15 protein-coding genes are annotated in these 18,212 nt (G+C 66.5%); 5 read left to right on the top strand and 10 right to left on the bottom strand.

The features are described from left to right. Window positions 1–29 precede the first annotated feature (29 nt). Complete coding sequence (gene mntR, locus QP609_RS12210) at window positions 30–500, bottom strand: manganese-binding transcriptional regulator MntR (RefSeq protein ID WP_014647435.1); 471 nt, start codon at window positions 498–500, stop codon at window positions 30–32. A 117-nt stretch (window positions 501–617) separates the two neighbouring features. On the opposite strand from mntR, the gene QP609_RS12215 reads away from it, so the two are divergent. Beyond that, window positions 618–1,949 carry an Nramp family divalent metal transporter gene (locus QP609_RS12215; protein ID WP_049440868.1) on the top strand — a complete coding sequence of 444 codons (1,332 nt, stop codon included), beginning with the start codon at window positions 618–620 and terminating at the stop codon, window positions 1,947–1,949. Window positions 1,950–2,012: 63 nt separating this feature from the next. Here the strand turns inward: QP609_RS12215 and QP609_RS12220 are convergent, their stop codons facing one another. The 4 genes from QP609_RS12220 to QP609_RS12235 form a co-directional block, all read right to left on the bottom strand. Next, window positions 2,013–2,339 carry a thioredoxin family protein gene (locus QP609_RS12220; protein ID WP_005409967.1) on the bottom strand — a complete coding sequence of 109 codons (327 nt, stop codon included), beginning with the start codon at window positions 2,337–2,339 and terminating at the stop codon, window positions 2,013–2,015. Beyond that, window positions 2,311–2,790 (bottom strand): flavodoxin, encoded by a 480-nt coding sequence (locus QP609_RS12225; protein WP_197621733.1) that lies wholly within the window; start codon window positions 2,788–2,790, stop codon window positions 2,311–2,313. Before QP609_RS12225 ends, QP609_RS12220 begins: the two co-directional genes overlap by 29 nt. A gap of 13 nt (window positions 2,791–2,803) precedes the next feature. Continuing rightward, on the bottom strand, window positions 2,804–3,844 hold the full coding sequence (locus QP609_RS12230) for a ribonucleotide-diphosphate reductase subunit beta (RefSeq protein ID WP_289213783.1): 1,041 nt from the start codon (window positions 3,842–3,844) through the stop codon (window positions 2,804–2,806). A gap of 101 nt (window positions 3,845–3,945) precedes the next feature. Further along, window positions 3,946–6,309 (bottom strand): ribonucleoside-diphosphate reductase subunit alpha, encoded by a 2,364-nt coding sequence (locus QP609_RS12235; RefSeq protein ID WP_197621732.1) that lies wholly within the window; start codon window positions 6,307–6,309, stop codon window positions 3,946–3,948. 433 nt (window positions 6,310–6,742) lie between these two features. Between QP609_RS12235 and QP609_RS12240 the strand changes: the two genes are divergently transcribed. Beyond that, window positions 6,743–7,720, top strand: coding sequence for a zinc-binding dehydrogenase (locus QP609_RS12240; protein WP_014647439.1), 978 nt, complete (start codon window positions 6,743–6,745; stop codon window positions 7,718–7,720). Between the two features lie 201 nt (window positions 7,721–7,921). Then, window positions 7,922–10,549, top strand: coding sequence for a TonB-dependent receptor (locus tag QP609_RS12245; protein ID WP_197621412.1), 2,628 nt, complete (start codon window positions 7,922–7,924; stop codon window positions 10,547–10,549). Between the two features lie 110 nt (window positions 10,550–10,659). Here QP609_RS12245 and betT read toward each other — a convergent pair whose 3' ends face one another. From betT to QP609_RS12265, 4 genes are all read right to left on the bottom strand, one after another. After that, complete coding sequence (gene betT / locus QP609_RS12250) at window positions 10,660–12,639, bottom strand: choline BCCT transporter BetT (protein ID WP_046431073.1); 1,980 nt, start codon at window positions 12,637–12,639, stop codon at window positions 10,660–10,662. A 183-nt stretch (window positions 12,640–12,822) separates the two neighbouring features. Next, window positions 12,823–13,203: a VOC family protein gene (locus QP609_RS12255; RefSeq protein WP_046431075.1), complete on the bottom strand. Its 381-nt coding sequence runs from the start codon at window positions 13,201–13,203 to the stop codon at window positions 12,823–12,825. Between the two features lie 97 nt (window positions 13,204–13,300). Beyond that, on the bottom strand, window positions 13,301–13,624 hold the full coding sequence (locus tag QP609_RS12260; RefSeq protein WP_014647443.1) for an SMR family transporter: 324 nt from the start codon (window positions 13,622–13,624) through the stop codon (window positions 13,301–13,303). Continuing rightward, window positions 13,624–13,977 carry an SMR family transporter gene (locus QP609_RS12265; RefSeq protein ID WP_010485170.1) on the bottom strand — a complete coding sequence of 118 codons (354 nt, stop codon included), beginning with the start codon at window positions 13,975–13,977 and terminating at the stop codon, window positions 13,624–13,626. Before QP609_RS12265 ends, QP609_RS12260 begins: the two co-directional genes overlap by 1 nt. A gap of 162 nt (window positions 13,978–14,139) precedes the next feature. Between QP609_RS12265 and QP609_RS12270 the strand changes: the two genes are divergently transcribed. Further along, a complete protein-coding gene (locus QP609_RS12270) occupies window positions 14,140–14,991 on the top strand; it encodes a LysR family transcriptional regulator (RefSeq protein WP_049407431.1) in 852 nt (283 codons plus the stop codon). A gap of 87 nt (window positions 14,992–15,078) precedes the next feature. Here the strand turns inward: QP609_RS12270 and QP609_RS12275 are convergent, their stop codons facing one another. Continuing rightward, window positions 15,079–15,999, bottom strand: coding sequence for a M14 family metallocarboxypeptidase (locus tag QP609_RS12275; RefSeq protein ID WP_197621554.1), 921 nt, complete (start codon window positions 15,997–15,999; stop codon window positions 15,079–15,081). Window positions 16,000–16,130: 131 nt separating this feature from the next. Here QP609_RS12275 and QP609_RS12280 point away from each other — a divergent pair, with 131 nt between their 5' ends. Continuing rightward, window positions 16,131–18,212, top strand: coding sequence for a TonB-dependent siderophore receptor (locus QP609_RS12280; protein WP_169410399.1), 2,082 nt, complete (start codon window positions 16,131–16,133; stop codon window positions 18,210–18,212).

An 18,212-nucleotide genomic window follows, 5' to 3' on the forward strand; every position in this document is an offset into this window, starting at 1 on the left:
CGGCCGGAGGCCATGGCCCGGCGCTACCGTTACGGCGCCTCGCCCTCGGCCTTGCGCACGAAGGCTTCGAACAAGGCCAGCGTCTGCTCGCTCACATGGTGCTCGATGCCCTCGGCATCGCGCCGCGCGGTATCCGCGTCCACGCCCAGCGCCAGCAGGAAACGCTCCACGGTCTGGTGGCGCTGGCGGCTGGCGTGGGCCAGCGCCTCGCCTTCCGGGGTCAGGAACACGCCACGGTACGGCCGCTGTACCACCCAGCCATCACGGGCCAGGCGCCGCAGCATCTTCGCCACGGTGGGCTGGGCCACGCCGAGTCGGGTGGCGATGTCGACCTGGCGGGCCTCGCCGCCGTCGGCCAGCAGGTCCGAAATCAGCTCGACATAGTCCTCCACCAGCTCCATCCGGTGCGCCTCGCGCACTTGCCGGAAGCTCTCGACCTGGCGCTCGGCCTCGATCAAGGGGGTGCTTTTCAGCGATGTCGAATCGTCGGTCTTGCCCACGCCTGCGCCTGTCCTTCCGGTGCAATCCGGTGTTGAACCTGAATTCTGGACCAGTCACACGATAAAGACGATTGTTTCACATTGCTAATGACTATAGCAGGAGCTATATTCGGACCCATGAACACCCTGGCGCCCCGCGACCCTTCGGCCTCCACTCCGGCCAGCCTGGGTGCGCTCAACGCCTCGGTCGCGGTGCCCGACAAGGGCCATTGGTGGTTCCGCCTGCTGGCCTTCCTCGGCCCGGGCTACATGATCTCGGTCGGCTACATGGACCCTGGCAACTGGGCCACTGACCTCGCCGGCGGTTCGCGCTTCGGCTACCTGCTGCTGTCGGTCATCCTCGTCTCCAACCTGATGGCGGTGATCCTGCAGGCGCTGTCGGCGCGGCTCGGCATCGCCACCGGCATGGACCTGGCGCAGGCCTGCCGCGCGCGTTACCCCAAGCCGGTGAACCTGGCGCTGTGGGCGCTGTGCGAGGCGGCGATCATCGCCTGCGACCTGGCCGAGGTGATCGGCACCGCCATCGCACTGAAACTGCTGTTCGATCTGCCACTGCTGTGGGGTGCGGTGATCACCGCGCTGGACACGCTGCTGGTGCTGCTGCTGATGAACCGCGGCTTCCGTGCGCTGGAAGCGTTCGTGATCGCGCTGCTGATGGTGATCTTCGCCTGCTTCGTGGTGCAGATCGCGATGGCTGCGCCGCCGGTGATGGCGGTGCTGGGCGGCTTCATTCCGCGCGCGCAGGTGGTGACCGATCCGCACGCGCTGTACATCGCGATCGGCATCATTGGTGCCACCGTGATGCCGCACAACCTGTACCTGCATTCGTCCATCGTGCAGACCCGCGCCTACCCACGTACCGATGAAGGCCGCCGCAGCGCGCTGCGCTGGGCGGTGACCGACAGCACCCTCGCGCTGACCCTGGCGCTGTTCATCAACGCCAGCATCCTGATCCTGGCGGCGGCGGTGTTCCATGCCAATGGCCGATTTGATGTGGAAGACATCGAGCAGGCGCACCAGCTGTTGGCACCGATGCTGGGTGTGGGCGCGGCGGCGACGTTGTTCGCGGTGGCCCTGCTGGCCTCGGGCCTGAATTCGACGGTGACCGCCACGCTGGCCGGCCAGATCGTGATGGAAGGCTTCCTGCACCTGCGAATGCCGCCGTGGCTGCGTCGGCTGATCACGCGTGCGCTGGCCATCATCCCGGTGGTGGTGGTGATCCTGCTGTTCGGCGACCAGGGCGCAGTGAAGCTGCTGGTGCTGAGCCAGGTGGTGCTGTCGATGCAGTTGCCGTTCGCGATCATCCCGCTGGTACGGATCGTGACCGACAAGGTGACGATGGGCGCGCTGGTCGCACCGCGCTGGCTGGGCGCGATCGCCTGGGTGATCGCGCTGGTGATCGTGGTGTTGAACGTGAAGCTGCTGGTGGACACCTTCGCCGGGGCGTAAACCGCATCCCTGGGGTCGGACTCCCTGCCGCAGGCAAGGGGTTCCGACCCCGCCATCTCCATGCTACAGATGCAACGCAATCGCGGCCTCGATCTGCTGCGGCGACTGGAACCCTGCCAGGCGGGTACGTTCGTCCCCGTCACGGAACAGCGAGAGCGTCGGCGTCTGCCGCAGCCCCAGTTCCCTGAAGAACGCCTCGCCCAGCACCTCCAGCTGCACGCGCAGCAGCGTGGTGCCCTGCCCCGCGACGCTGTTGGCCACCCGGTGCAGCGACATCTCCAGCATCCGGCACCCCGGGCACTGGTCCTTGTGGAAGTCCACCAGTACGCGCGGGTGTTCGGCCAGCAGCTGCTGGAACTGCTCAGGCGTGGTGGCGTCGATGATCTGCATCGCTGTTGCTCCAGTAATGGGCCAGGACCGCATCGGTCCAAGCCTCGATGGCCGCGGCATGGCGCTCGCCATGCGGCATCTGTTCGATCTCCAGCGGCGGATAGTCGCTGTGGAAGTAGCGGATCAGCCGGTGCACAGCACCGCAGTAGTACTCCTGCCCCCACTGTGTCTCGCCGGTACCGAACACAGCCAGCTGCCGCGGCCGCTCGCCGCGCTCGGCGATGCCAGCCACCCATGCCTTCATCTCCGAAGGCGTGCGGCCGGCGTTGTCGGTCCAGCAGCCCAGCAGCACCAGGTCGGCCTCGTCGGCCGCCAGGGACGGCGCCTGCTGCAGGTCGTCGGCCTCCTGCCAGTGCACGGTATGGCCTGCAGCGCGGCAACGCTCGGCAATCTGCCGGCCAAGCTCGCGGGTGTTGCCGCTCAGTGAGGCCACCACCAGCAGGATGCTCAGCGCCGTGCCGGACTCAGAGGTCGTCGAAGCCGTTGTCGACGTTGGTCTTCTTGTAACTTGCATTGCGCATCTCGAAGAAGTCGGTCTTGGTCTCGGTGAAGTTGTCAGCGTAGGCCTTGATCCACGGCATCACGTTGTCGGTGGTGTCGCTGTACAGGCGCTCGATGCCGAGCATGCCGCCCATCTTGTTGGCGCGGTACTTCACGTAGCGCGTCATTTCCTCCACATCGATGCCATCGATGCCGTCCAGTACTTCCGATGACCACTGGGTTTCCAGTTCGATGGCGTGCTCGAACGCCTGGTGTACATAGGCGGTCAGTTCGTTGGTCTGCAGCTCCGGGTTCTCGCCGATGATGGCGCGGATCAGCTCGCTGATGAACTTGGTATGGGCCAGTTCGTCGCGGTTGATGAAACTGATGATCTTGCCGGTGCCGGTCATGCGGTTCTGCCGCACCATGTTGTAGAAGTACGCAAATCCGGAATAGAAGTTGATGCCCTCCAGGATCGAGGACTGGATCAACGACTTCAACAGGGTCTCGGCGGTCTTCTCGCGCATGAAGTCGTCATACGCGCCCATGATCGGCGCGTTGCGCTTGATGATGGTCGGATGGGTGCGCGCCAGTTCAAATACGCGGTTCTGGTTCGGCAGGTCGGTGATCGAGGCCAGCACATAGCTGTAACTCTCGTTGTGGATCACTTCCTGCTGGCCGATGATCGCGGCATTGGCATGCGCCGCCGGGTCGGTGATGTACTCGGCCACGTTGTAGATGAAGCGCGTCTGCGGTGAGTCGAGCGTGGCCAGCAGGCCGATGATCGAGTCGTAGGCGTTCTTTTCGCGCCCGGACAGCTCGCCGTACTGGCGCGCATCGGCCTTCATGTCGACCTCGTCGGGGATCCAGAAGTTGGTCGACAGCTCCTTGTAGGCGCGATAGAAGGACGGGTACGGGATGTCATTCCAGTTCAGGATCCCGCTGGTGCGGCCGTTGATGATGCCGGTACTGCGGTTGGGATGGCGCGGTTCGAGGATCTTGATGCGGTCGAGGGGGGTTGCCATGGTCGTCTACCTTCGTATTACGTGCGTTGCAGATGTAGAACCGAGCCCATGCTCGGCTGCTCTTCGCGTCGGAGCCGAGCGTGGGCTCGGCGCTACAGCGGTCAGCTGGCGCACCACTCGCATTCGCTGATGTCGATGTCGTTGGAGCGCACGTAGTACGTGGTCTTCAGGCCTTCACGCCAGGCGCTCAGGTGCAGCTCCAGCAGGGTGCTGGCGCGGATCGTGCTGGGCACGTACAGGTTGAAGCTGATCGACTGATCAACATGGCGCTGGCGACGCGCGTTCTGGCGCACGCTGGCGAACTGGTCGACCTTGTACGCCCCCTTCTCGTAGTACGGCCAGGTTTCCAGCGACAACCCCGGCGCTGCCACTGGCCGCCGGAAGTCCTTTTTTTCCTCGTAGTAGAACGCGCTGTAGATCGGGTCGATCGATGCGGTGGAACCGGCGATCTGCGCGGTGCTCATGTTCGGCGCCACCGCCAGCAGCCAGCCGTTGCGCAGGCCGTGCGTGGCGACCTCGCGCGCCAGGCTGTCCCATGCGGCGCCAGTGTAGTCGCGGTCACGGAAGTAACGCCCGTTGTGCCAATCGCTGCCGGTGAACATCGGATAGCTGCCCTTTTCCTTCGCCAGTTGCGCGCTGGCCTGGATGGTCAGGAAATTGATGCGCTCATACAGGCGGTCGGCCAGTTGTTCGGCATCCGGTGAATCCCACTGGATCGCCTGCTGCGCCAGCAGGTGGTGCCAACCGAACGTGCCCAGTCCGATGGCGCGGTACTTGCGGTTGGTGATCGTGGCCTGCGGCACCGGCAGTGCGTTGAGGTCGATCACGTTGTCCAGCATGCGCACCTGGATCGGGATCAGGCGCTCCAGCACATCGGTGGCCAGCAGGTCATCCGGCGCACGGATCGCGCGGCCGAGGTTGATCGAAGACAGGTTGCAGACCACGAAGTCGCCGGCGCGGCGTGTGGTGACGATCTGGTCGCCGCTGACGATCTCCTGGATCATCCGCGTCGGGCTCATGTTCTGCAGGATCTCGGTGCACAGGTTGCTGGAATAGATCATGCCGGCGTGCTTGTTCGGGTTACGGCGGTTGACCTCGTCGCGGTAGAACAGGAACGGGTTGCCCGTCTCCAGCTGGCTGAGCATGATCCGCTTGAACAGATCGATCGCCTTCACCGTGCGCCGGCTGATGCGCTCGTCGGCCACCAGTTCGGCGTAGCGGTCGCGGAAGCTGCCCGCGCCGCGCTTCTCGTCGTAGAAGTCCTGCAGGTACCAGCCCTTGGCCTGCTTCACCTCGTGCGGGTCGAACAGGTACCAGTCGGCACGGCGTTCGACTGCTTCCATGAACAGGTCCGGCACGCACACCGAGGTGAACACATCATGCGCGCGCAGGCGCTGGTCGCCGTTGTTGAGGCGCAGGTCCATGAAGGCTTCGATGTCGCGGTGCCAGATGTCCAGGTACACCGCCACCGCGCCCTTGCGCTGGCCAAGCTGGTCGACCGACACTGCGGTGTTGTTGAGCTGCTTGATCCACGGCACCACGCCGCCGGAGGAATTGGGCACGCCCCGTATCGGCGCGCCGCTGCTGCGCACATAGCCCAGATAGGCACCCACGCCGCCGCCGTGCTTGGACACGCGGGCGATGTCGGTATTGGAGTCATAGATGCCCTGCAGGCTGTCGTCCACCGTGTCGATGAAGCAGCTGGACAGTTGCCCCCCGACCTTGCCGGCGTTGGCCAGGGTCGGCGTGGCCACCGTCATGTACAGGTTGGACAGCGCCCAGTACGCCTCGCCGACCAGCTGCATGCGCCGCTCGCGCGGCTTTTCTTCCTGCATGAGGTACAGCGCGATGGTCAGCCAACGCTCCTGCGGCAGCTCATAGACCTCGCGGCTGCGGTCGCTGGCCAGATAGCGCGTCGCCAGCAGGTACAGGCCGTTGTAGGCGAACAGGCGGTCGCGTTCCGGGTCGATCATCCCGCCGGCCTGCTGCAGTTCTTCCTTCGAGTAGCAGCGCAGGATGTCGTTGCTGTAGATGCCGCGGTCAGCCAGGCTTTCCTGCAGGCCCACGTAGGAGCCGTACTTCAGGCCGACATCGTAGAAGCGGTTGCGGCTGGCACGCTTGTACAGGCGGCGCAGGTAGATGCGCGCGGCAAACTGCTCCCACTCCGGCGCGACGAGGTCCACGCGCGATTCGGCCTCGCGGATCAGCAGATCGACAAGGTCATCGGCGCTGATGCTGGGCTTGCGCTCGACCATTGCCTGCACCACGCGGCGGTAGTCGCTCACATCCAGCTGCGGGAACTCGGCGTGCACCGCATCGATGCTGCGCTGCAGGCGCTCGGCGTCGAATGGCAGGCGGCGGTCGCCGGCCTCCTTGGTGACCCAGGTCGGCACGCGCTCGCCACCGGCGCGCAAGGCGTCGCCAGCGCCGGCCAGATCGGCCACGCGGAAGGTACTGTCGGTCATGGTGGTGAAGCTCCAGGCTCGCACGCGCGTTGGCGGTCGATGCCATGGCGGCCCTGCACGCGATACCGGCGCACGGGGCGGTCGGGGTGGGATGCCAAAGCGCGGGAACACCAGATCGTCGGCAACAGCCTGCGCCTGCGGCCGGTATCCGGGCCGTGGGGGCGATCTGGGTCCGCACGATGGCGGCCGCGTCGACACGGCAAGCCTTCAGGGGCGGGCCGCGGGACGTTTGCTGCGTGTCCGGCGGCGGCGGCTGACCGGGAGTGACGACCACAACATAGTGGGGATAATCGGAACCGTCAACACAAGATGCGGCAATCACGACATGCCGCGACGATCAGTCGCAGGATGCCGTGTTGCACCTGCGGCGCCTTGTCGACAGCGCCTGCGTCCCCAGTTCGGTACAACATCAACTTTCCGCGGAACACCGCTCATGCGCGCTGCCCAGTACCCTTCCTTCGGCAACCCGGCCGACGTCCTCGCCATTGCCGATGCCACCCTCCCCGAGCCCGGCCCCGGCGAGGTGCGCATCCGCACCGTGCTGGCCTCGATCCACAATCACGACCTGCTGACCGTGCGCGGCCTCTACGGCTACAAGCCGACACTGCCGGCGATCGGTGGCAGTGAAGCATTGGGCGTGGTCGATGCACTCGGCGAAGGCGTCGACGGCCTGCAGATCGGCCAGCGGGTGGCCGCCGCCTCGGTGCATGGCACCTGGGCCGAAGCGTTCATTGCACCGGCACGCATGGTGATTCCGATGCCCGAGGCGATCCCCGACGAAATGGCCGCGCAGCTGATCGCCATGCCGCTGAGCGCGCTGATGCTGCTGGAATTCCTGCACGTCGAAGCAGGCCAGTGGATCGTTCAGAACACCGCCAACGGCGCGGTGGGCAAGTCGCTGGCGATGCTGGCGCGGGCGCGTGGCGTGCATGTGGCCAACCTGGTGCGCAATGCCGATGCGGTCGCGCAGTTGCAGGCGCTGGGCATCGATCATGTGTTCGACACCTCGGTGGAGGGTTGGAAGGATCGCGTGCGTGAAGCGACCGGCGAAGCACAGGCCGCGGCCGCGGTGGATTCCATCGGCGGCGACGCCAGCGGTGACCTGGTCGACCTGCTTGGCCACCACGGCACCCTGGTGTCGTTCGGGGTGATGAGCGGCGAGCCGATGCGCATTCCCGCCGGTGGCCTGATCTACAAGGAGGCCACGGTGAAGGGCTTCTGGGGCAGCAAAGTCAGCCAGGCGATGGCGGTGGAGGACAAGCGCCGGCTGGTCGGCGAGCTGCTGAATCGTGCGGCCAGCGGCGAACTGACCCTGCCGGTGGAGCAGATCTTCGCACTGGACGACATCGCCCAGGCGGCGAAGGCGGGCGCCGGTTCTGGCCGCAATGGCAAGGTGCTGCTGCGGCCTTGAGGGTAGGACAACCGGGGTCAGATCCCTTTCCGCTGGAAAGGGATCTGACCCCGGGGAGGAGTGCGGACCAACGGTCCGCACCCATCGAGTCGGTTCGTTAAGAACCTGTGATGTATAACTGAATGCGCTTTCGTCATTGGAAGGCGTACTTGCCTGCATGCGGTACTGACGGCTCCTCCCCCGTTCGGCGTTGTCGCTTCCATGTACCGCACCACCCTGAACCTGCTTGCCGGCGCGATCGCGCTGGGCCTCACCGCCGGCGCTGCCGGCGCCGCTGAAACCGCCGATGCCGGCAAGGACAGCACCACCCTGGGCACCGTGCTGGTGACCGGCTCCAACATCAAGCGCAGCGACACCGCCGGGCCGAACCCGGTGCAGATCGTCAGCCGCGAACAGATCGAGCAGACCGGTCGCTCCACCCTCACCGACGTGCTGCGCAACCTGTCGGCCAATGCCGGCAACAGTTTCGACGAGCAGTACACCGGCAGCTTCGCCGCCGGTTCTGCATCGATCGGCCTGCGCGGCCTGTCGCCGAAGAACACGCTGGTGCTGGTCAACGGCTATCGCGTGTCCAACTTCGGCTTCGCGCTCAACACGCAGGACACCTTCGTCGACCTCAACGCGCTGCCGATCAGCGCGGTGGAACGCATCGAAGTGCTGAAGGATGGCGCCTCGGCGGTGTACGGTTCCGATGCCATCGCCGGCGTCATCAACATCATCCTGCGAAAGAACTTCCAGGGCGTGGAAGTCGGCGGCGGCTTCGGTACCGCCACCCAGGGCGGCCTGGACGAACGCAAGGCCAACCTGCTGGCCGGCTTCGGTGACCTCGAACAGCAGGGCTGGAACGTGCTGTTCGGGCTGGACCTGCTCAAGCGCGATCGGCTCGATGCAGACCAGCGCGCCTTTACCCGCAGCGGCGATTTCCGCGACAGGCCCGGCGGCCGCCTGGCCGGCTGGTCCACTGCCGGTGGCAACTGGCTGTCCAACCCGCGCGCGCCGCAACCGTTCGCCAGTTGCCCCGAGGGCAGCCAGCTGCGCCCCTACAGCGATTTCGGCAGCACCCTGCCCGGCCAGGCCTGCGCCTTCAACGCGCAGCCGTTCAAGACCCTGCAGCCCGGCGCCGAGCGCCTGCAGGCGTCGTTGAGCGCGACCTACCGCTTCAACGACAGCGTCGAAGCCTTCGCCGATGTGCTGTACAGCCACAACAAGGCCGACCAGATCTTCAGCGCGCCGCTCACCGTGGGCCCTGGCCTGCGTGCCTACAACCCGGCCACCGGCACGCTTGTCGACGTGCCGGCGGTGCTGCCGGTGGGCCACCCGAACAACCCGGGCAGCACGCCGCTGCCGTTCGAGTACACCTTCTTCGACCTCGGCCCGCGCCTGAAGGACAACACCCAGGTGTTCTACCGTGCCCTGGCCGGCGTGCGTGGCAGTGGCGAGCGCTGGGACTGGGAAGCGGCGGCGCTGACCTCGCAGAGCGCGCAGCGCGAGTACGTCGACAATTTCGTCAACCGCTACGCGTTCGAACAGATCCTGCGCGATGGCAGCTACAACTTCCTCAATCCGTCCAGCACGCCGGGCGCGTTGGATGCACTGCGCCTGCAGACCAAGCGGCCAGGCTGGTACAAGCTGCACGCGTTGAACGTCAAGGCCTCGACCTCGCTGTGGGACCTCCCGGCCGGTGCGGTCGGCTTCGCCTGGGGTGCCGAGTTCCGCAAGGAGTCACTGGATGCGCGCACCAGTGCACAGGTGCTGTCGGGCACCGAACTGCGCCCGGCCATCAACGTGGTCAACGGCGAGCGCCAGGTCAGCGCCGCCTACGCCGAATTGAGCGTGCCGCTGCACCGCACGCTTGAGCTGCAGGTGGCTGGTCGCGGCGACCACTACGATGATTTCGGCAAGGCGTTCTCGCCGAAGCTGGCGCTGCGCTGGCAGCCGTTGGACAGCCTGCTGCTGCGCGGTTCGTTCTCGCGCGGCTTCCGCGCCCCCTCGCTGCCGGAAATCGCGCCAGGCCAGACCGTCAGCTACGGCTCGGTGATCGATCCGCTGGATCCGCTGCAGCCCGGTGGCAGCCGTGGCGTGACCAACATCCGCACCGGCAACCCGGACCTGAAGGCCGAACGCTCGCGCAACTTCAACGTGGGCGCGGTGTGGTCACCGGATGGCGATACCAGCATCGGCCTGGACTGGTACCGCATCGAGCAGGACAACCTGGTCAAGCCGGACAGCGCGCAGTTCATCGTCGACAACCCGACGCTCTTCCCCGGCCGTGTACAGCGTGATGCGCAGGGGCGCATCCAGTTCATCACCAACCAGTACGCCAACCAAGGCGAACTGACCACCTCCGGGCTGGACCTGGACGCCAACCACACCTTCCGCACCGAGGGCTGGGGCAACTTCACCGTGGCCGGCAGCTGGACCCACCTGCTGAGCTTCAAGCAACCGCTGGTAGCCGGTCAGGCGCCGTATGAGGGGGCTGGCAACAATCGCCACGGCGCGTTGCCGCGTACGCGCGGCACCACCTCGCTGAACTGGGCGGTGGGCGACTGGAGCAGCACGCTGAGCCTGCAGTACGTGAGCGGCTACGACCAGCGCGTGGCGACGGCCACCAGCAATCCGGGCCTGCGCGACCGCGTCAAGCCGTATCACCAGCTGGACCTGTACGTGGCGTACGAAGGCATTCCCAACACCACGCTGTCGCTGTCGGTGCTGAACCTGACCGACAAGGACCCGCCGTTCGACCCGGCCGGCGGCTCCAACGGTTTCGACATCAGCCAGTACAACCTGCGCGGGCAGTTCGTTTCGCTGGGCGCGCGCTACCGGTTCTGATGCGCCACCTGTAGAGCCGAGCCCGTGCTCGGCTGCTCTTCGGCAACAGGAAGCCGAGCATGGGCTCGGCTCTGCTGGGGTGTGCGGACCAACGGTCCGCACCCACCGCATCACCGGCTCAGGTGCAGGAACTGCAGGTGCCGTTCGTACTGGCTGATGATGTCGTTGATGATCTGCTTGCGGCTGTAGCCGACCAGGTCGTAGTCCTGGCTGCCTTCGAACAGATGCACTTCCGCGCGGTAGTAGCGCTGGTTGCGCAGCTGCTGCGCGGCGAACGACGGGGTCAGGTAGCCACTCAGGATCACCCGGTACAGGAAATCCTGCTGCTCGCCATGGTTCACCGTCAGCTCCATGTCGCCGGGCTCGAAGCGCGTGGCCACGTCCCAGCCCTGCCCGCGCAGCTGTTCGGCCACCGCTTCCATCGCCGGCTTCACCGTGTCATCCATGAAGCGGTAGACCTGGTCGCGCACCGGGAAGTGCATGGCCTGGCTCAGGCGCTGGCGCCAGCCCTGATGGTGGCGATCGTCACCGATCAGCGGCGAGGGCCGGTACTGCAGCGCGCGCTTGCGGTGCGATTCGTCACTGAAGGCGCGGGTCAGGCCCCACATCATCAGCAGCAGCACCGCCGAGAACGGCAGCGAGGCCAATACCACCGCCGATTTCAGTGCATCGATGCTGCCGGCCAGCAGCAGCCCGGCGGTCAGCACCGCGATCACCGTGCCCCAGAACACGCGCAGCCAGCGCGGACCATCATCCTCCGGCGCGCCGCCGTGCGAGGACAGCGTGGACAACACCACCGCCCCCGAATCAGCCGACGTCACGAAGAAGATGAAGCTGACCAGCACGGTCACCGCGATCACCGTGCGGCTCCACGGGTAGCCATCCAACAGTGCATACAGCACGGTCGGTGGGTCATCCACCGCCAGCTGCGCCAGCTGCTGCTGGCCGTGGTGCAGCACCTGGTCCAGCGCGCTGTTGCCGAAGATCGACAGCCAGGCCAGGGTGAAGCCCAGCGGGATCAGCAGCACGCCGAACACGAATTCGCGGATGGTGCGGCCACGCGAGATGCGCGCGATGAACAGGCCGACGAACGGCGCCCAGCCGATCCACCAGGCCCAGTAGAACACCGTCCAACCGCCCAGCCATTCCGGCCGGCCGCCATAGGCGTACACATCGAAACTCTTGCCGACCACGCTGCCCAGGTAGTCGCCCAGGTTCTGCATCAGCGTACTCAGCAGGTACTGGGTGGGGCCGGCGCACAGCATGAACAGCACCAGCGCGATCGCCAGCAGCATGTTGATGTTGGCCATCCAGCGCACGCCCTTCTCCACGCCTGAAACCGCGACGGCCACCGCCGCGCCCATCATGCTGACCACCAGGATGATCTGCACCAGGTTGGAGTGCGGGATGTTGAACAGGTGCGACAGGCCCGCGTTGAGGTGCAGCACGCCGAAGCCCATGTCGGCGCCGATGCCGAATACGGTGGCGACAATGCCCAGCGCGTCCACGGTGTAGCCGATCGGCCCGTTGATGCGCTTGCCGATCAGCGGATACAGCGCCGAGCGCAGCGCCAGCGGCAGGTTGTGGCGATAGGCGAAGTAGGCCATCGCCATCGCTGCGAGTGCGAACACGCCCCAGCCATGCAGGCCCCAGTGCAGGAAGAGCAGCTGCATGGCCTGGCGCGCCCCGGCCTCGCCCGCCGCCGGTTCGCCCTGCGGCGGCTGCAGGTAGTGGGTCAGCGGTTCGGAGACGCAGAAGAAGAACAGGGTGATGCTGATGCCGGCGGCGAACAGCATGCCGGCCCAGGAAAGATAGCTGAACTCCGGCTCATCATGGTCGGCGCCGAGCTTGATGCCACCATACTTGGACAGCGCCACACCGACCACGAACACCAGGTACAGGGTCATCGCCAGCAGGTAGTACCAGCCGACATTGAGTGCGGCCCAGTCCTGCGCCTTGACCAGCAGGCGGCCCGCACCGAGCGGAAACAGGCTGACGAACAGCGCGAACGCCACGACAACGATCGCCGCGAAGGCGAACACAGGCCGAAGGGTGCGCACCGGGGATTGTTGCGGCTCCAGTACATCCATGGGGCGGCGTTCTCCGGTAGATCAAAGGGTTAGCCGACCGATTCTGGCTGAACCGCAGTGGACAGAGCATGAAGTTGCGGCCTGTGGTCACAGGCCCGGCCCACCATTCCGTGTTATCACGCGCGCGCCGGAGCGCAACCTTGCCCGCGCGGGCCGCGGCGCGGCCACGCGCATCCTGTCCGATCACGACATTACATGCACCGCACACAGCTTGTTGCCATCCGGGTCACGCAGATAGGCCAGAAACACCTGCCGACCGGACATGTTGCGGACGCCGGGCGGATCTTCGATTGCGGTACCACCGTGAGCCACGCCAGCTTCCTGCCAGGCACGCACGGCCTCTGCACTGCCCAGACTGAAACCGATGGTGCCGCCGTTGGCATGGCACGCTGGCTGCCCATCGATCGGCGCGGTCACGCCGAACATCCGCCCATCCTTGAAGTACAGCAGCCGACCCTTTTCGTCGAACACACCCGGACGTGCCCCCATCGCGGCGAACAGGGCATCGTAGAAGCGATGCGCGACGTCCATGTCGTTCGTTCCAACGGTGATGTGGCTGAACATGCGGGCACTCCTTGTGGAAAGCCGCAGTGTCGGCGAGCGCGGGCGACTTCGCAAATCGCCCGCACCGGTGCCGCCACGCCCGCGAAAAGACCCGTTGCTACTTGGCGGTGCTGAGCAGCAGCACCGCCGCAGTGACCAGACCGATGCCGATCCAACCGATCGGACGCAGGCGGTTGCCGAACAACAGGCGTCCGCAGGTGGCAGTTCCGATCACGCCGATCGCACCCCACATCGCATAGGCGGTGGCCAGGTCCATGTAACGCACCGCCTGGCCCAGCAGGGCGAAGGCGATCCAGACCATGACGATCGCGGCGACACCCCAGCGCCAGCGGCGGAAGCCTTCCGACTTGGCCACCATCATGTTCGCGGCGACATCGATCAGCGCCGAACAGATCACGAAAAACAGAGCCAGGGTATTCATCAGTGTGCCTCCCCGAGGGTGACGCAGACGATGCCCACCACCGCCAGCACCAGGCCAGCCAGCTGCTGCAGTGACAGGCTCTCGCCGAACACGGTGAGGCCGACCACGGTCAGCAGGGTCAGGCCCAGGCCTTCCCACACCGCGTAGGCCACGCCCACCGCGATGCGACGCACCGACTGCGCCAGGAAGAAGTAGGACAGCGCCAGCGCACCGGCCATGATCAGATAACCGGTCCAGCCGCCATCGCGGGCGGCGTGGGCCATGAACGAGGTGCCGACCACTTCGGCGACGATCGCCACGGTCAGGCAGGCCCAGGCGACCAGCGCGCCACGGGCGGGAACAGTACGGGACATGTGAAACTCCTTGCAGGACGGGGACCGCGCCGCCTCATCAATGGATCCACGCCGCGCGTGGAGGGTCCGGAACGCCCCTCGCAGACAGGGGCGACGGGGGTTAGTATCATCGCCTTTTACGGTGGTATCAAAATGGATTCCATCGACAGGAGCGATGGATCAATGCCCTATTCCCCTGAATCCCTACAGGCCTTCGTGGAAGCCGCCGCGCTGGGCTCGTTCTCGGCCGCGGCACGGCGGCTGGGCAAGACCCAGTCGACGGTCAGCACCGCCATTGCCCACCTGGAAGCCGACCTCGGCGTGAGCCTGTTCGACCGCAGCGGGCGCTACCCGCGGCTGACCGAGGCCGGGCGCCAGGTGCTGGGCCACGCACAGGAGATCCTGGCCGCCGATGCGCGCCTGCAGCAGTTGAGCGTGCGCCTGTCCGCGCCGGTCGAGCCGCGCCTGACCGTGGTGTTTTCCGATGTCTACCAGCTGGATCCGGAGCAGCGGATCCTGCAGCGCTTCGCCGAAGCGTTCCCGGAGATCGAGCTGGAGTGGCTGGATGCCGAAGGCGAGGACGTGCTGGAACGGGTGAGCAGCGGCCGCGCCGCGCTGGGCCTGCTGCCCAGGCAGGAGCGCTATCCCGATGGGCTGGTGGCGCGGCCGCTGGCGCACCACAGCGAGTTGTCGGTGTACGTGGCGCGCGGACACCCGCTGGCCAGCGCCGGGCGCCGCGCCGCCGCACAACTGGCACGGCATCGGCAGGTGCGCCTGAGCGCGGAAGTCGATCAGACCCGCTTGGTCACCGGCCTGGCCTGGACCGCCACCGATTACCTGATGGTGATGGAGATGGCCGAGGACGGCATCGGCTGGGCCGAACTGCCGCGGGCGCTGGTGCAGCGCTATGACCGTGGGCGGCTGGTGGAACTGGTGCTGCCGGGCTGGCCGCGGCGCATCCACAGCGACCTGCTGTGGCGACGCGACACGCCGCCAGGCCCAGCCGCACTCTGGTGGGCCGACGCGTTGGGGTGAAAAAGGGGACGGAGGGGATTAAGTCGTTTGTGCCCCGGCGGTACTGGGGCACAAACGACTTAATCCCCTCCGTCCCCTTTTTATCTGTCAGCGATGGGCGAACGCGTAATCCAGTGCCGCGCACACCGCTGCCACCTGTGCGTCGTTGCACTGCTGCGGGGTTGCCCGCGGGCTGTCCGGGTAGACCTCGGTGGTGGTGGTGTACTTGGCGCCGGTAATGCCGGCGCACAGGCCCAGCTTCACCAGCGGGTACTCGATCACGCCATGGGCCACCACCGGCGAACCGATGATCTCGCCCTTGTCGTCGGCGGGGGCGATATGGGTGACCTTCTCCACGGCGGCAATGACCGCCTGCTGGAAGGCCGGCTGCGGGGCCTCGCTGTCATCCACCAGGTAGAAGCCATCCGGAATCAGGCCCGGCTCGAACGGCTTGCCGTCACGCGCGGCCAGCGCCGGGCGGAACTCGCTTTCATCACTGTCGGTGGTCTCGTGCAGGTCGATGTGCAGCACGAACTGGCCCTTGATCGGTGCAACCAGCTCGATCAGCGCGGTCGACTCGCGGGCCGGGCCATCGGCGCGGAAGTTGCGGTTCGGGTCGATCGCATCGAAGTTCCAGCGGTTGATGCGCTCGAAGCCCCACGGATTCACGCACGGCGCCACCAGCAGGTTGGCCTTGCCGGCATAGTCGGCGGCGTGCTTTTCGAGGAACTCCAGCGCGCCCATCACGCCACTGGTCTCATAGCCGTGCACGCCACCGGTAACCAGCGCGGCGGGCAGCGCCGGGTTCCAGTCGCGGCTGCGCAGGGCGAACAACGTATAGGTCTCGCCAGCGTAGTCGAGCTGGCCATAGGCCACCTTGTCGAAACGCGAGGCCAGCGCTTCGATGCGCGGCAGCACCTCCTGGTCATAGCGACGCAGGCGCTGCTGGCGACCACGCCACAGCTCCCGTTCCGCCGCTCCCCACGGCTGGCCAGGGATTCCGACGGGGTAGAAGGCGGCTTGGGACATGGCGGATCTCGGCGAGTCAGGAAGCAATCGCCCACTCTACCACCGGGTCAACGGCATGAACCCGACGCGCATTCCATTGGCGAATCGAATCAGCAATAATTCTCATTTACGACCTTCCACAGCCTGCACCGATGCCCATCCACGCCCTGCAACCGGCCCGCCTGCCCCTGGCCGCCGCCCTCACCCTGTGCCTGCTTCCGGCCGCCAGCGTCTTCGCCCAGGACGGCGCTACCACGCTCGACAGCATCCAGGTCTCTGGCAGCTGGCTGGGTACCGGCCTGCATGACAGCGTGAAGCGCTTCGCCGGCGCGCGCACGGTGGTCGACCGCCAGCGCATCGAGGCCAGCGGCGCGGCCAGCATCGGCGATGCCATGCGCCGCATCCCCGGCGTGCAGGTCACCGACAACTCCGGTACGGCCGGCAGCTCGGTCTCGCTGAACATCGGCGTGCGCGGCCTGACCGGGCGCTACTCGCCGCGCTCGACCGTACTGCTGGACGGCGTACCGCTGGCGGTAGCGCCGTATGGCCAGCCGCAGCTGTCGTTCGCACCGACCAGCCTGTCCAACATCGAATCGATCGACGTGGTGCGCGGCGGCGGCGCGGTGCGCTACGGCCCGCAGAACGTGGGCGGCATCATCAACTTCAGCACCCGTGCCATTCCCACCGAGGCAGGCCTGCACGGCGAAGCGGGCGTGCGCTACACCGCCTACGACCATGGCGGCGGTGACAGCACCCAGTACAACGCTTTCCTCGGCGGCACCGGCGACAACGGCCTGGGCGCGGCCCTGCTGTACTCCGGCCAGGACGGGCGTGGCTGGCGCCAGGGCAGCGATGACCGCTTCAACGACCTGGCGCTGAAGTTCGCCTATGCCATCGACGCGCAGCAGGAACTGCGTGCCAAGCTGTCGTACTACGATGTGCGCTCGCTGACGCCGGGCGGCCTGACCCGCGCCCAGTACGAGGCCGACCCGTTCCAGAACACCCGCTCCACCGATTTCTGGAAGGGCCACCGCACCGGCATCGACCTGGGCTACACCAACACGCTGTCGGCCAACAGCGAATTCGAGGTGCTGGCCTATTACAACGAAAGCAGCCGCGCCAGCTCGCTGATCAACACGGCCAATACCCAGTTGACCGTGCAGCCGCGCGATTACCGCGTGCTTGGCATCGAGCCGCGCTATACCCAGCGCCTGCATTGGGGCAGCACGGTGCACGACATCACCGCCGGCTACCGCTTCCTGCGCGAACGCGGCAACGACCGCAGCTACACCGTCAGCCGCCGCACCGGCGTAGCCAGTGCCACCACCCGTTTCGACAACGCGACCGATGCCCATGCGTTCTACATCGACGACCGCATCGCGATCGGCCAGTGGCGGATCACCCCGGGCGTGCGCATGGAATGGATCGACATGGACCGCCGCCAGGCCGGTGGCACGGCGACCTTCAGCAGCCGCAACGACAAGGCCCTGCCCTCGCTCAACATCGCCTACCTGCTGACGCCGCGGCTGACTGTGTTCGGCAACTACACCACCTCGTTCGGGCCGGTGCAGAACATCCAGCTGAATTCCCAGACCGCCAGCAATCCGCTCGATCCGGAAGTGGCAAAGACCGCCGAGCTCGGCGCGCGCTGGCAGGACGGCGCACTGCGCGCGGAAGTGACCGTGTTCAAGATGCGTTTCGACAACCAGATCCTGCAGGTGCCGGGCATCACCCCGCCGACCTTCCAGAACATCGGCGCCACCGACCACAAGGGCGTGGAGAGCGCGCTGGAGTACCACTTCGCCGAGGACAGTGCGCTGGCCGGGCTGGAGCTGTACGCCAACTACACCTGGACCCAGGCGATCCAGCAGTCCGGTGACAACCGCGGCCTGGACGTGCCCTTCTACTCGCGCGACACCGACAGCGTCGGCGCCCGCTACGCACTGGCCGGCTGGACCTTCAATGTCTCCAGCACCCACCAGAGCGGCCAGTTCTCCGATGCCGCCAACACCTGGGAAGAAACCGCTGACGCGCGCGTGGGCCGCGTGCCGGGCGTGCGCCTGTGGAACGCGCAGGTGGCCTGGCAGGTGCCGGGGCTGGACGACAGCGAGATCGCGCTGGGCGTGAACAACCTGACCGACAAGCGCTGGTACACCCGCAACGTCGATGGCAACGCCGGCCGCATGGTGGCTGCGCCACGCACCTTCTACGTGCAGGGCCGCTACCGCTTCTGA

The sequence above is a fragment of the Stenotrophomonas sp. 8(2023) genome (assembly GCF_030345295.1).
Lineage (GTDB): Bacteria > Pseudomonadota > Gammaproteobacteria > Xanthomonadales > Xanthomonadaceae > Stenotrophomonas > Stenotrophomonas muris.